This window comes from Streptomyces regalis (genome assembly GCF_001509475.1).
GTDB lineage: Bacteria > Actinomycetota > Actinomycetes > Streptomycetales > Streptomycetaceae > Streptomyces > Streptomyces regalis.
Window position 1 is genome coordinate 55,579 of the sequence record NZ_LLZG01000391.1, and the last position, 13,771, is coordinate 69,349.

At 69.0% G+C, this 13,771-nt stretch carries 12 protein-coding genes and 2 pseudogenes; 6 read left to right on the forward strand and 8 right to left on the reverse strand.

Annotated elements, in window-relative coordinates:
• The first annotated feature begins 47 nt into the window (after window positions 1-47).
• Window positions 48-1,346 (forward strand): MFS transporter, encoded by a 1,299-nt coding sequence (locus ADL12_RS41065; RefSeq protein WP_062713033.1) that lies wholly within the window; start codon window positions 48-50, stop codon window positions 1,344-1,346.
• A gap of 33 nt (window positions 1,347-1,379) precedes the next feature.
• On the opposite strand, the gene ADL12_RS51840 is transcribed toward ADL12_RS41065, so the two are convergent.
• Complete coding sequence (locus ADL12_RS51840; RefSeq protein WP_159053455.1) at window positions 1,380-1,556, reverse strand: hypothetical protein; 177 nt, start codon at window positions 1,554-1,556, stop codon at window positions 1,380-1,382.
• Between the two features lie 31 nt (window positions 1,557-1,587).
• Here ADL12_RS51840 and ADL12_RS41075 point away from each other — a divergent pair, with 31 nt between their 5' ends.
• Both ADL12_RS41075 and ADL12_RS41080 read left to right on the forward strand, forming a co-directional pair.
• On the forward strand, window positions 1,588-1,959 hold the full coding sequence (locus tag ADL12_RS41075) for an aldo/keto reductase (protein ID WP_279617196.1): 372 nt from the start codon (window positions 1,588-1,590) through the stop codon (window positions 1,957-1,959).
• 313 nt (window positions 1,960-2,272) lie between these two features.
• Complete coding sequence (locus ADL12_RS41080; protein WP_062713039.1) at window positions 2,273-3,106, forward strand: PIG-L family deacetylase; 834 nt, start codon at window positions 2,273-2,275, stop codon at window positions 3,104-3,106.
• Between the two features lie 256 nt (window positions 3,107-3,362).
• On the opposite strand, the gene ADL12_RS41085 is transcribed toward ADL12_RS41080, so the two are convergent.
• Entirely contained in the window at window positions 3,363-4,340 is a 978-nt protein-coding gene (locus ADL12_RS41085; RefSeq protein ID WP_063806799.1) for an NmrA family NAD(P)-binding protein, read from the reverse strand.
• Window positions 4,341-4,404: 64 nt separating this feature from the next.
• On the reverse strand, window positions 4,405-5,220 hold the full coding sequence (locus ADL12_RS41090) for an oxidoreductase (RefSeq protein WP_062713062.1): 816 nt from the start codon (window positions 5,218-5,220) through the stop codon (window positions 4,405-4,407).
• Window positions 5,221-5,313: 93 nt separating this feature from the next.
• On the opposite strand from ADL12_RS41090, the gene ADL12_RS41095 reads away from it, so the two are divergent.
• Window positions 5,314-5,838 (forward strand): TetR/AcrR family transcriptional regulator, encoded by a 525-nt coding sequence (locus tag ADL12_RS41095; RefSeq protein WP_062713042.1) that lies wholly within the window; start codon window positions 5,314-5,316, stop codon window positions 5,836-5,838.
• A gap of 25 nt (window positions 5,839-5,863) precedes the next feature.
• Here ADL12_RS41095 and ADL12_RS41100 read toward each other — a convergent pair whose 3' ends face one another.
• From ADL12_RS41100 to ADL12_RS41120, 5 genes and pseudogenes are all read right to left on the reverse strand, one after another.
• Window positions 5,864-6,433, reverse strand: a complete 570-nt coding sequence (locus ADL12_RS41100) for a TetR/AcrR family transcriptional regulator (RefSeq protein WP_062713043.1) — start codon at window positions 6,431-6,433, stop codon at window positions 5,864-5,866.
• Between the two features lie 81 nt (window positions 6,434-6,514).
• Window positions 6,515-7,813, reverse strand: coding sequence for an SNG1 family protein (locus ADL12_RS41105; protein WP_062713045.1), 1,299 nt, complete (start codon window positions 7,811-7,813; stop codon window positions 6,515-6,517).
• Entirely contained in the window at window positions 7,810-8,937 is a 1,128-nt protein-coding gene (locus ADL12_RS41110; RefSeq protein WP_062713047.1) for a 4Fe-4S binding protein, read from the reverse strand. Before ADL12_RS41110 ends, ADL12_RS41105 begins: the two co-directional genes overlap by 4 nt.
• 237 nt (window positions 8,938-9,174) lie before the next feature.
• On the reverse strand, window positions 9,175-9,744 hold the full coding sequence (locus tag ADL12_RS41115) for a TetR/AcrR family transcriptional regulator (protein WP_062713049.1): 570 nt from the start codon (window positions 9,742-9,744) through the stop codon (window positions 9,175-9,177).
• Between the two features lie 635 nt (window positions 9,745-10,379).
• Window positions 10,380-11,874, reverse strand: a pseudogene (locus tag ADL12_RS41120) (MFS transporter).
• Between the two features lie 354 nt (window positions 11,875-12,228).
• Between ADL12_RS41120 and ADL12_RS41125 the strand changes: the two are divergent.
• Together ADL12_RS41125 and ADL12_RS57370 are read left to right on the forward strand one after the other, a co-directional pair.
• Window positions 12,229-13,512: a DUF6114 domain-containing protein gene (locus ADL12_RS41125; RefSeq protein ID WP_062713051.1), complete on the forward strand. Its 1,284-nt coding sequence runs from the start codon at window positions 12,229-12,231 to the stop codon at window positions 13,510-13,512.
• Between the two features lie 88 nt (window positions 13,513-13,600).
• Window positions 13,601-13,771 (forward strand): annotated as a pseudogene (locus tag ADL12_RS57370) (short-chain dehydrogenase); the annotation flags it as partial.

The window sequence follows — 13,771 nt, forward strand, 5'->3', positions numbered from 1 at the left end:
TGTGAAAGTCGTCGGTACGGGAGGTGTGCCGGGGCCGGGGTGCGGGGATGGTCGCGATCATGACAGAGACGACGCGCACGGTTTCCCCGCCGACGAATCGGCCCGTACGCCAGCTCCTCGCCGCCTCGGTCGGCAATGCCGTGGAGTGGTACGACTGGTACGCCTACACGTTCCTCGCCACCTACATCGCGGCCGAGGTCTTCCCCAAGAGCGCGGACAACTCCCTGGTGCCGCTGCTGTCGACGTTCGCGGTGTTCGCGGTGGGCTTCTTCATGCGTCCGGTGGGCGGACTGCTCATGGGCGCGATCGCGGACCGGCGGGGGCGGCGCGCCGCGCTCACGGTCACCATCCTCCTGATGGGCGGCAGCAGCCTGCTGGTCGGCCTGACCCCGACGTACGAGACGGTCGGCGTCCTCGCTCCGGTGGTCCTGGTCCTGGCCCGCCTGCTCCAAGGCCTGTCGGTGGGCGGCGAGTTCGCCGCGTCGACGACCTTCCTGGTGGAGTCGGCGGGACCGGGTCGGCGCGGGCTGTTCTCCAGCTTCCAGTACGTGTCGACGACCGCCGGTCAGCTGGTGGCGTCGGGCATCGCGACACTGCTGGTGGACACGTTGAGCGACGGGCAGATGAACGGCTGGGGCTGGCGGCTGCCCTTCGTCCTCGGTGCCGTCCTCAGCCTGGTCGGCTTCTGGATCCGGCAGGGCGCACAGGAGACGAGGAGCGCCGAGCAGCAACACGCGCCGCGCCCCGGCCTGTTGGAGGCCCTGCGCCGCCACCCGCGCCAGTCCCTGCTGATCTGCGGGATCACGGCGGGCGGCACGATCGCGTACTACACATGGACGTCGTACCTGCCGACGTACGCCGAACTCAACGCGGGCATAGAGAAGTCGGACGCGCTGCTGGCGGGAACGATCTCGCTGGCCTTCTTCGCCCTGCTCCAGCCCCTCGGCGGCCTGCTCTCCGACCGCTTCGGCCGCCGCCCCCTGCTCCTCTTCTTCGGCCTGGGCTTCACCCTCCTCACCGTGCCCCTGCTGCATGCCCTGCGCGATTCGTTCGCGGTACTGCTGCTCGTGCAGTGCGCCGGCATGGTGCTGCTGACCGGGTTCACCTCGATCAGCGCGGCCGTGAACGCCGAGGTGTTTCCGCCGCGGGTGCGGGCGGCGGGCATCGGGTTCCCGTACTCGCTGACGGTCGCGATGTTCGGCGGTACGGCGCCGTACGTCGGCACGCTGTTCAAGGAGCTGGGCCACTCGGGCCTCTTCCCCTGGTACGTCGCCGCCCTCTGCCTCGGCTCGTCCCTCGTGTATCTGCGCCTGCCCGAGACCGCCCACAAGCCACTGGACCGCTGAGCGGCTACCGCAGGGGCACCAACGGCACGCCCGTCAACTCGGCCGACCGCCTGCGGAGTTGGCGGGTCGGCTGCGGGTCGCGCGCCCTCCGGCGAGTTCACCGGCGAACAGGACCCTGCCGCCGACCTGGGCCGCGACGGCCGCCGTCTTCTCCTGGGACCGGCCCATCACGGCGACGGTGGCGCCCAGTTCGCCGAAGCGCCGGGCCACCGGCCGCACTATGCCCGCGCCGGCGCCACCGATGCCTCGCGGCGACTGCGTGCCGACGCCGCGCGAAACTCCGAAAGGGTCCTGCGGGCCGCGCGGGAGGTGGGACACGGCGGCACTCGGCATCGGGTTCGTGCCGTTCAGCCCGCTCGGCAAGGGGTTCCTGACCGGGACGGTGGACGCGTCCACGTCGTTCACGGACGGCGACGTCCGCACGACCATCCCTCGGTTCACCGCGGAGAACCGGGCTCTCGTGGACCATGTGGTCGCACTCGCCCAGAGCAAGGACGCCACGCCCGGGCAGGTCGCCCTCGCCTGGCTCCTCGCCCAGCACCTGTCGATCGTGCCGATCTCTGGGACACGGCGCCTGTCCCGTCGCTACAGATCGACACCGCACCACACTTGACGCCCGGGGCCTTGTCGTCGACCTGCGTGTCGGGGCCGGCTGGCGCCGGAGGAAGCGGATCCGACGTGGCGCTGACGTGCAGGTCGCGCCTCTACCTCGTTCACGTTGAAACGCAGACGCCTGGAGGGCCAAACGGCCGCGTCGGGAACAGCCGGGCCGGTCGGGACGGTTGCATCGACGACGGACCGGCGCCGCATGGGCGGGGAACTCGGAGACCACAAGGTCGTCCGCCCCACCAGGACCCGGGCCCCGGGATCGCGGTACGCCCGCCGCGCACTCGGACCAAGACGTATTTCTGCAGGAGGACTGTTTCATGACTGACCGGCCCTTGACGCTCATGGCAGTACACGCCCACCCCGACGACGAGGCCACCGGAACCGGAGGGGTCCTCGCGCGGTACGCGGCGGAAGGCATCCGCACGGTTCTCGTGACGTGTACCGACGGCGGTTGCGGTGACGGACCGGGGGGTGTCAAGCCCGGCGATCCCGGGCACGATCCGGCGGCGGTCGCCTTGATGCGCCGTCGAGAACTTGAGGCGAGCTGTGAGGTCCTGAAGGTGAGCGATCTGGAGATGCTGGATTATGCCGACTCCGGGATGATGGGCTGGCCGAGCAACGACGCCCCCGGCTCCTTCTGGCAGACCCCCGTGGCGGAAGGCGCTGCCCGACTCGCGGAACTCATGCGGCACTACCGACCCGACGTGGTCGTCACCTATGACGAGAACGGTTTCTACGGCCACCCCGACCACATCCAGGCCCACCGCATCACTATGGCGGCGCTGGAGATGACCGCGCTGACACCGAAGGTGTACTGGACCACGATGCCCCGCTCGATGATGCAGCAGTTCGGGGAGACCATGCGCGAGTTCGGTGAGGACATGCCGGAGCCGGATCCTGCCGAGGCCGCCGCGCTGGCCGAGATCGGCCTCCCCGACGACGAGATCACCACGTGGGTGGACACCACCGCGTTCAGCGGCCAGAAGTTCGACGCGCTGGCCGCCCACGCCAGTCAGGGCGAGAACATCTTCTTCCTCAAGATGGGCAAGGAGAGGTTCGGCGAGTTGATGGGCATGGAGACCTTCGTACGGGTCCAGGACGCCACCGGCGCCACCGTACCCGAGAACGATCTCTTCGCCGGACTGCGCTGATCCGCCCGCCCGACCGGCCGGGAAGGCGGCAGACCCGGCGCGGCTCGCGCATCGTGCCCTCAACAGCCAGGCCCGCGCCCCTGAGGACGTCTCCTCCTCCTCCCCCCCGGCCAGGACCGGATCGACGTGGGAGTGGAGGAGACCCTCTTCGACCGGCGCGTCACCGCCACCATGTCCCGCGCCCTGGGCGTTGGAGAACCACCCGCGCCCCCGGGAACACCACCGCTCGTCGAGTTCAACCAGGGCGCGATCAATGTCATAGACCAGTCGCCAGTTTCCGGATGCGCGGGTGGTTCTCCAGTGCCCAGCGCACGGTCTTCGGCGGGCGTCCGAGCAGGGTTTCCAGCTCGTCGGTGATGCCGCCGTATCCTCCGCGGCCGATGATCCGGGTCAGGGTCTTCAGGTGCTCCGCGATGTGCGGGTACGCGGACATGTGGGTGTCCACGTAGGTCTCGTTCCAGGTTTCGATGTCTTCGGGAACATACGTGACCGGGCGTCCCAGCACGGCCGCGAAGTCCTCCGCGATCCCGTGCATGTCCTTCAGCTCCGGCCCGGTGAGCGCGTAGGACTTGGAGATGTGCGGCGCCGGGTCGGCCAGGATCTTCGCGCACAGTTCGGCGACATCGTAACCGGCGATGGGTGCGAGCCGGTGGTCGCCGAAGGGCAGGCGCAGTTCACCGTCGGCCAGAGTGCTCAGGGCCAGCCAGGTCATGATGGGGTTCTCGACGAAGAAGGCCGCCTGAATGTTTACGGTCGGGACGCCGGACCACTCCAGCACCCGCTCGGCGACCCAGTGGGCCCGCTGCTGCGGCGACCAGTTGGCGACGATTCCGCCGAGCCTCGCGCGCCGCTCTTCCTCCGGCGCGGTCATGTTGTCGAAGGTCATGAACGACTGCTCGTACTCGGAGATGTTGACGAACACCTCGATGTCGCCCTGGGCCCGCGCCGCCGCGGCCATCAGGCTGACGGCGTCGGTGTAGTACGGCGACAGGCTCATGCTGAAGTAGATGCGCCGGACGCCCTTCAGTGCGGCGGTCACGTCGGCGATGGTGAGCAGGTCACCGACGAAGACCTCGGCGCCGGCCTGGCGGAGCGAATGCGCGCGTTCGTCGTCCTGCCGTACGAACGCCCGTACCGGGTGCCCTTGTTCAAGCAGCATGTCGACCATCGTCCGGCTCACACCACCGATTTCGCCGGCGGCACCGGTGATCAGGATGGGATTGCGCTCTGGCATCAAAGTGTCCTCTGTCTGGTGGGGGTGGGGCGGCTGTTCGGAAAGCCCAGGCAACGCCTGCGCGTCAGCCGGCCAGTTGGTTCATCTTGCGGATCTGCTTGTCGAAGACCCCGGCGGGGGCGAGGCGGCGCAGAACGCGAGCGCGTCCGGCCAGAGGGCCGGCTGTGTAGCGCGGCTTCGGCTTCGTATCGGTCGCTGCCGCGACGATCGCCTTGGCGACGACGGCGGGGGCGTCGCCGCCCCTGACCGCCTCCGCCAGCACGCGGTCGACGGTCTGCCGCTGCTTCGCGTAGGCGTGCAGGGGGGTGTCGGGCTTCGCGCTGTTGGCCTCGAATCCGGTCCTGGTGTAGGCGGGTTCGACGATGAGCGCCCGGACGCCGTGGTCACGGACCTCGTGGTCCAGGGATTCGGTGTAGCCCTCGACCGCGTGCTTGGAGGCGGCGTAGGCGGCCATGTAGGGCTGCGGCAGGAACCCGAGCACGGACGAGATGTTGATGATGCGCCCGCGTCGCTGAGCGCGCATGTGCGGCAGGACCTCGTTCACCATGCGCATGACCCCGAAGACGTTGGTGTCGAAGACGGACTGGGCCTGCGCGAGGGAGGTTTCCTCGGCCGCACCCATCGAGCCGACACCGGCGTTGTTGACCAGGACGTCGATCCGCCCGAACCGCTCGCTCACCTCCTGGACCACTGCGGCAACCGAGGCGTCACTGGCGACGTCAAGTCCAAGGAACGTCACGCCGTCGAGCGGCGTGACGCGTGAAGTGTCACGGCTTGTGCCGACTACCTCGAATCCGGCTGCGACCAGCGCGAGCGCGGTTTCCTTCCCGATGCCCGATGACGCACCCGTCACGAGTGCCACCGGCCGATCTGTCGTCATCATGGACTCCCGAACTCACTCGAAACCGATCAGTTTCCGCTATAGTAAACCGATCGGTTTCCATCTGCAAGTTCGAGTAGGGAGAATGACCTCATGGGCAGGATGAGTGCGCAGGAGAGGCGTGAGGGCGTCATCCGCGCGGCGATCGCCGAGTTCGCGCGCACGGGCTACCACGGCACCTCCACCGCGGCGATCGCCGACCGGGTCGGCGTCACGCAGCCGTATCTCTTCCGGCTCTTCCCCGACAAGAAGACGATCTTCGTCTCCGCATTGCTGCGGAGCATGGAAGACACCCGCCTGGCTTTCGAGAGGGCCGCCGACGGACTGGAGGGCGGCGAGCGGGCCTTCCAGGCCATGACGAGCGCCTACGCGCAGCTGATCTCGACGCGCCCCGAAACGCTCCTGATGCAGATGCAGGGATACGTCGCCGTGGCGGCCGCCGAGGCGCAGGGTGACGACCTGATCGGTGAGGTCGTCCGGGCCGGCTGGATGAGGATTTGGGAGACCGTGCACCTGTCGCTGGGTGCTGATGCCGACAGGACCACGACCTTCTTCGCGTGCGGCATGCTCGGCAACACGCGTACGGCCGTAGGACTTCCCGCGAGTACGGGGAAGTGAGGGAGCATTCTGGGTGGGTGGTGCGTCAGTGCACGCCTGCCGCGTCGAGCAGGGTGGTCACTGTGGGCGTGATGAGCCCGGTCAGGCTGTCGGCGCCGATTCCCGCGCGGGCGCTGGCGCCGTCGAAGACCATGCTGAGCTGCCGGGCCAGCAGACCGGGATCGTCCGCCCCGCCCTGTTCGGCCTCGGTGCGGAAGAAGGTGGTCAGGTTCTCCTTGACCTGGCGGGCGACTTGACTCGCGGGGTGACTCTGGTCCTTGAGTTCGATCTGTACGGCCAGGTACCGGCAGCCGCGGAACTCGGGGGCGCCGGCCTGTGATTCCACCTGCTCGAAGACGTGCAGGATCCGCTCGCGGGGTGAGCGGCCGTCGTCCGCCGCGGGCAGGAGAGTTGCCACGTAGGCGGAGGCGCGCTCCTTCAGGCTTGCTGCCAGGAGTTCGTCCTTGCTCGCGAACAGCTGGTACATGGAGCGCTTCGACACTCCCGCCGCCTTGCACAGGGCCTCGACGCCGATGTTGACGCCGTCTCGGTAGGTGAGGGTGGCCGCTGCCTCCAGCAGCCGCTCCCTGGAGCTCAGTTTCACTTCGGTGGTCATACCGCGAGGTTAACTCGAAGTGGAGAAAATTAAAACCGATCGGTTTCCAGGGGGGTCGGGCAGAGGCTCGGCCTGCCGCTGCTACGCCGGGACGGCGGTCTTCTCAGGCGTCGTTTCCGCCGGGATGCGGTGCAGCCCCCTGCGGTCGTACCAGCCGAGTACGCCGAAACCGAACAGTGCTGCCGCCACGAGGCCGGCCGCCATCATGACCCAGCCCCGCGTCAGGCCCGCGTCGCCCTGGGCGTCGTAGTAGAGGATCGAGCGGATTCCGCCGGTGATCTGCCGCAGCGGCTCGAACTCCGCGAGGAAGCGGTAGAAGCCGGGCAGCGCGTCGAGTGGGGTGGTGGCGCCGGCCGTGGGTACCGCCATCCCGATGAAGACCAGCGTGACCACCAGCATGCCGGGTGTGCCGAAGACCGCGAGGAGGGTGAGCGCGCCGATTCCGGTGACGGCGATGGCACACACCGAGTACAGCCACAGCAGCGGCAGGTGGGGGGCGTCCATGCCCATGATGCCGACCGCGCCGGCCAGGACCAGGGTGCCCATCAGCAGGGACAGGCCAGCCATGAGGGTGCTGCTGATGGCGAGGGTCTGGACCCGGCTCGCCCGGATCAGTGGGCGGTGCAGGCGCAGCGGGCCCATGTCGTTGTGGGTGTAGCCGAGGGCGTGGTCGACCTGGCCGCTGATGACGTTGGCGGAGAGCATGCCGACGACCACGAGGGTGAGCGCGTAGTAGAACGCCGTCAGACCCAGGCCGCTGTGTGAGTCGAGCGGATGGCCGTCCTTCACCGTGACGGCGGCCGGGTCGGCGAGCAGGATGCGGGCCGCGGCGGGCAGCTTCGTCTGCTGGGCGCCGGTCTGCGCGGTCAGCTGCCTGCCGAGCTGGAGTGAGGCGTTCTCGGCCGCGGTCGTCGTCGCCGTCCGGGCCAGGCTGGAGCCGATGCTGCCGGCGGACTGGTTGGTGAGCACTGTCAGCGTTGGGCGGGCCGGGGTCCCGGCGGGTGCGGTGCCGGTCAGTGCGGTGGTGGCCGAGGTGAAGTCGGCGGGCACGACGAGCGCGCCGAACAGTTTGCCCTTGCCGAGCTCCTCCTTCATCTCCTTCTGGTTCATCACCTTCCAGTCGATCTTGTCCCCGCCAGCGGTGGACTTCTTGATCGACTCGGTGATCCGAGCCCCGAGGTTGACCTGCTTGCCGCCGACGGCGGCTCCCTTGTCGGCGTTGACCAGGCCGACCGGCAGTTCCTTCATGTGGCCGGCCGGGTCGATGTTGGCGCCGACGTAGAACACGGTGAACAGCAGCGCGAGGGCGCCCGTGATGACGCCGTTGGCGATCCACAGAGGCTTGGCGCGCAGGACGCGGAAGGGGTGGATGCCATTCATGACGTGCGTGTCTCTCGGTCGGTGGACGCGGAGCGTTTCGCCGGGGGCTGCCAGCCGCCGGTGACTTCCTTGACGGGCTTGTGCGGGAAGCGGCGTTGGGCGTACTCCTGCGCGTGCGAGCCCGGCAGGACGTACAGGGTTTCCTTCTTGTCCTGGAGTGGTCGCAGCACGGTGTCCATGAACGTCTTGCGGTCGTCCAGGTAGGGGCCCAGGACGTCCTCGCCGGCGGGGCAGACGGCAAGGCAGTAGCCGGACTTGTAGCCGGGGGGTGAGGACAGGCTCTGCCACATGGAGGCGCTCTCGGAGTCGGTGACCCGGGAGCGGTAGTCGGCGGCGTCCTCGCTGTCGGCCACGGTCTGTGCCCAGTCGGTGAACCCGCTCATGAACTCGCGGTAGTTGTGCGTGGTGCAGGCCAGTGCGTCGAAGGCGCCGTCCTTGGCGATGGCGCCGACCGGGCAGGCAGCGACGCACAACTTGCAGTCGATGCAGGGGTTGTAGTCCAGCGCTTGGCCGTACTCGCTCACCTCCGCGTCCACCAGGACGGTGACCAGCAGGACGAAGCTGCCGAACTTCGGGTGGATGACGTTGCGGTGCAGGCCCATCACGCCGAGCCCCGCGGCCACCGCGACCGTCTTGTGCGCCACCACCCAGATCCGCTCCCTGGGGAAGCGGTCCATCTCCTGCGGGAAGCCGACGGAGGGATTGAGCGCGCGGTAACCGGCGTCCTGGAGTGCCCGGGTGACCGTGCGGGCGGCGTGGTTGGCCTGTTCGTCGGTCTGGTGGAACTCCTGGTTGGCCACGCTGCGGGCCGGGGAGCGGCAGTTGTCGCGGTTCATCCGGACCGCCATCGCGATCAGGGTGCGGGTGCCGGGCAGCGCGGCCTGCGCGTGCTCGCGCTCACCGGCCAGATCGGGGTGGTCCAGGCTGACCGCGGCGGCGTCGTCCGCACCGGCCGCCAGGCAGAGCTCGCGCAGCCATTCCGCGTCGATCACCAGCGGCGGGCTCGCCGCGCCACCGGCCTCGCGCCGGGCAAGTACGGCCTGCACCGACGGGTGGGCGGCCAGCTTCGCCGGAAGCCTCGGTTCCGCCAGCTGCCCCTCGGTGTCGTGCGCGGTGGTCGTCATCCGGCGCTCCTCGTGAGTCTCGTCGCGAGACCCGCCCCCACGGCGGGAAACCGATCAGTTTCACCACCGTAAACCGATCGGTTTCCAGGCGCAAGCCCAAGGGTGGCCCCCTTGCCTCTCGACAGGGGTCGGCTGGGCGAGGTTCCGGAGGATCGCGCACCGGCCGGGTGTCGCCGGAGGCCGGCGGCACCTTCGGCGGGCGTATCGATCGCAGAGAGCGCTCATACGCGCGATACGTCAGCGCACGTCCGCCGCATCGAGCAGGGTGGTCACCGTGGGAGCGATAAGCCCTGTCGGCGTGTCGGCCCTGATTCCCGCGCGGGCGCTGGCGCCGTCGAAGACCAGGATCAGCTGCCGGGCCAGCAGGTCCGGGTCGCTCGCCCCGCCCTGCTCGGCCTCGGCACGGAAGAAGGCGGTCAGGTTCTCCTTGACCCGGTGGGCCACCCGGCTCGCGGGGTGACTCTGATCCTTGAGCTCGATCTGCACGGCCAGGTACCGGCAGCCCTGGAAGTCGGGTGCACCCGCCTGCGATTCCGCCTGCTCGAAGACGTGCAGGATCCGTTCGCGGGGTGGACGGTTGTCGTCCGCTGTGGGCAGGAGCGTCGCCACATAGGAGGCGGCCCGCTCCTCCAGGCTCGCCGCCAGCAGCTCGCCTTTGCTCTCGAACAGCTGGTACATGGAGCGCTTCGACACCCCCGCCGCCTTGCACAGTGCGTCGACGCCGATGTTGACGCCGTCTCGGTAGGTGAGCGTGGCCGCCGCCTCCAGCAGCCGCTCTCGTGAGTTTGACTTCGCCTCGGTGGTCATATTGCGAGGTTAACTCGATTCCGGCCCATTGAAAACCGATCGGTTTACGACCGTTGGGGGCGGCGGTCTTCTCGGGCTTCGTCACCGTGGGGACGCGGCGCAGCCCCTGGGGGTCGTACCGGCGCGTCACCCGAAGCCGAAGAGCGCGGCCGCAATGAGGCGACAGCCATCATCATCCAGCACCGGGTCAGGGCCGCGCCGCCTCGGGCGTCGCAGGAGAGGATCGAGCGGATACCGCTGGTGATCTGTCGCAGCGACTCGAACTCCGCGAGGAAGCGGTAGAAGCCGGGCGACGCCTTGATGGGAGTGCCGACCGGACGTCGGCACCGCCATCGCGGTCTCCAGGATCGGTGCGCCTACCCTCCTTGGCGTGTTCGGCGCGCCCGGCATCGCTCGCCTGCCGCTGCTGTGACTGCACTCGGTGCCCCCCCATGGCCGGCGTGCCCATCGGCCTTACAAATTCAGCCCACATCGTGGGTGCCCTCTACCGGCGATGATCGGTTTACTGAAGACGGAACGCGCGGGTAGAGGTGGGCACCATCCCGGAGATGCCCCTGTCTTCCTGCGCTGGCTTGTGCCTTGAGAGCACCAATCAGCGCAGGGCATCTGTCACCACGTCCACGGTGGATTCGGGCTCAGTGGGCGATCACGGGCTCGCCCTCCGAGGGCTCCAGAGCCCGATTCGGCATCAGGAACGCCGCGAGCACCGCACCGACCACGAAGATCCCGGCGCCCCACGCCAGGGTGGCCGTGTAGCCCTCGACCCCGGCCTGGGCCACGGTCAGCGCGCCGGGCTTGTGCGAGGACAGGTAGTCGGTCGCGGCCGACGAGGCAACGGTGGTCAGCAGCGCCGTACTGATCGAGCCGCCCACCTGCTGGCTGGTGCAGCGCCGAGGCGACGCCCGCGTCCTCGTGGTGCACGCCTGCGGTCGCCCCCTGGAACGCGGTGGTCATCACCGCACCGATGCCGAGACCCAGCAGGATCATGCCGGGCATGATGTCGGCGACGTAGCCGCTGTCCAGCCCAAGCCGGGCCAGCAAGGCCATGCCGGACGCGGAGACCAGGAAGCCGGCGCTGACCACGACCTTCGGGCCAACCTTGGGCAGCAGCAGCGAAGGCACCGTGGTCGACGAGGCGACGATGCCCCCGACCATCGGCAGGAAGGACAGACCGGCCTCGATCGGCGAGTAGCCGATGCTGGCCTCCAGGTAGTAGGTCAGGAACAGGAAGATCGAGAACATCCCCATGCCCAGGACGAACACGGCCAGGAACGAACCACCCCGGGTCCGGTCCAGCACGACGCGCAGCGGCAGCAGCGGATGCGCGACCCTGAGCTCCAGCCAGGCGAACACCGCGAGCAGCACGACGCCGCTGATCATGGAGCCGAGGGCGACCGGGTCGGTCCAGCTGGTGGACTCGACATGCGCGAACCCGTAGACGATGGCGAACAGCGCGGCGCTCACCACGACGGTGCCAGGAATGTCGATCTTGGGTCGCTCGGTCACCGCAGGCTTGGCCAGCAACAGCAACGCACCGGCCAGCGCGACGCCCGCGAAAATGACGTTCACGTACATCACCCAGCGCCACGACGCCCATTCGGTGAGCATGCCGCCGAGCAGCAGTCCCACCGCGGCACCCGCACCGGACAACGCACTGAAGATACCGAAGGCCTTCGCCCTCTCGGACCGCTCAGTGAAGGTCACGCTGAGCAGCGAGAGCGCCGCGGGCGCGAGCAGCGCGGCGAAGACGCCCTGGGCCACACGCGCACCGACGAGGATCTCGAAGCTGCCGGCCGCGCCGCCGACGACGGATGCGACCGCGAAACCGATCAGGCCGGTCACGAAGGTCGTACGGCGGCCGAACAGGTCACCGAGCCGGCCACCGAGCAGCAGCAGGCTGCCGAACGCCAAGGCGTAGCCCGTGATGACCCACTGCCGGCTGCCGTCACTGAAACCGAGGTCGTGTTGCGCTTCGGGCAGCGCGATGTTCACGACGGTCGCGTCGAGCGTGACCATGAGCTGCGCCACGCCCAGCACGACGAGCACCCACCAGCGCACGCCATGTGAGCCGCGGCGGCCCGAATCTGTCTTCCCGGAGGCGGGCGCCCCACGGTCCAAGGTGGTACTCACTATTCCCCTTAGTTGCTGGTCATAGGCCGACTATCGGTCGGAAACCGATCTGTTTCCACTTAGGAAAACAGATCGGTTTCCACGATGCAAGTGGACAACTCGCTTCCGACCCTGGAGCGGCCCGTCAAGGTCGAAGCCCGCACAGGCCGGCAGCGCCGCCTCGACACGCGACTGCTTGCTCGACACCGCGGCACGGCTGTTCTGCCGGAGGAGCGCCCATGTCGGCGTCGACACCTTGCGCCGCACCGCCAAGACCGCGGGACGCCCGGGTGTACTTGGTCGGGGAGTCGGCGGTCTACGACGACACTCTGGACGCGCTCGGCTCGCTGCGGCGACCGCCGCCGTGGCGGCCACGTGTGGTTCCAGCCGGCCATCAGGTTCTTCGCCGGATGCGTCGCCGTTTCCCTCGGGGTGCTGTCGCTTCCCATCGCCAACTTCGGCGGATTCTTCGTCGGCACGCTGTGCGCGGCCACGGGTGGGCTCCCGGCCCTGGCGCCCCTCTACGCCCGGCCAACGAGAGGCCGTCACGCCGTTCCCCGCACGTCCACGCTGACCCGACTGCGCCTGCCGCTCGGGAAGGCTCTCGCACTGACTGCGCTGCCAACCGTCCTCGTCCTGGCGAGTCAGCGTCCGCCCGCAGCCGACGCGAGCGTCACCGCGGCTCATTCAGCTCCCGAAGAGACGCCCGGCGACGGTGTCGACTGTGCCCGGCCCGCCGACACAGCGCCCCCCGCCACGGCCCCCACTCTCTCCGCTGTCGCCGGCACGCCCGGTGCCCCCACGAGCGACGAGTCCATGAAGCGGCCGGAGCACTTGGCTGACGAGGAAACGGGCCTCGCCCCGGCTCCGAACGCCTCACCGAGCGCGACCGCTGCCGCCACCGGCCTTGCGGACATCCTCGGTTCCCTCCTTCACGGTGACACCGAGCAGCAGAATCCGGCACGCGACGCGAGCCCCTCACCGAGCCTGGCCGCTCCGACGCCGACGCCGACGCCGACGCCGACGCCGACGACCACGGAACCATCCGACGCACCATCGGCCGTGCCCCCCACGTCACTCACCCCCGGCCATCGGACGACCGAGCCGTCGTCCCCACCGGCGCCCCCCACGAGGTCCGCCCGTACCTGTGACATCAGCGATCTCAAGGCTCCCGAAGACAAGAGCGCCGGCCGATTCGCCGCCGAGTCCTGGAACCTGAAGGGAAGCCGCCTCGAACTGCGCGACCTCGTCTTCGGCGGCGTGGTGACCGTGGACACGGCCGCCGGGCCCAAGCGGGTGCTCAAGTTCTCCGCGGCGGACGTCACGATCCGCGACCTAAAGATGGCCGTACCCGTCGGCCCGCAGATCCAGCACATCGACGGAGCGCCCGGCTCCACGTCCACGCTGCGGGGCGACCACATCTCCCTGTACGTCGAGAGCCTGACGGGCACCCTCTCCGGCGTCGAAGGCATCCCCCTGCCCCCAGCCCTCCGCCTCCACCTCACGCCCGACACCGTGCCGGAGTGGCTCTACGACACGGCCGGGAAGCTCGACCTCAAGCTCCAACTGGGCTTGGACGACGCCGACATCGACCAGGCCGGACAGACAGGTGGAGAGCTCGTCATCCCAGGGATCCATGGATACGGAACGCCCCGGTGAAGCTGGGGACCCCGCCGGGCTTGCGCTTGGAAACCGATCGGTTTACCTTAGTGGAAACCCATCGGTTTCTCATTCTGTGGAGAGAGTCATGACCGCTTTGAAGGGCGCCAACGTCTTCGTCACCGGTGGCAGCCGGGGCATCGGCAAGGCGCTGGTGGAGGAGCTGTACGCACGCGGTGCCGGCAAGGTCTACGCCACGGCCCGCGACCCGCGCAGCGTGACGCACCCCGATGCGGTCCCGGTGGCGCTGGAGGTCACC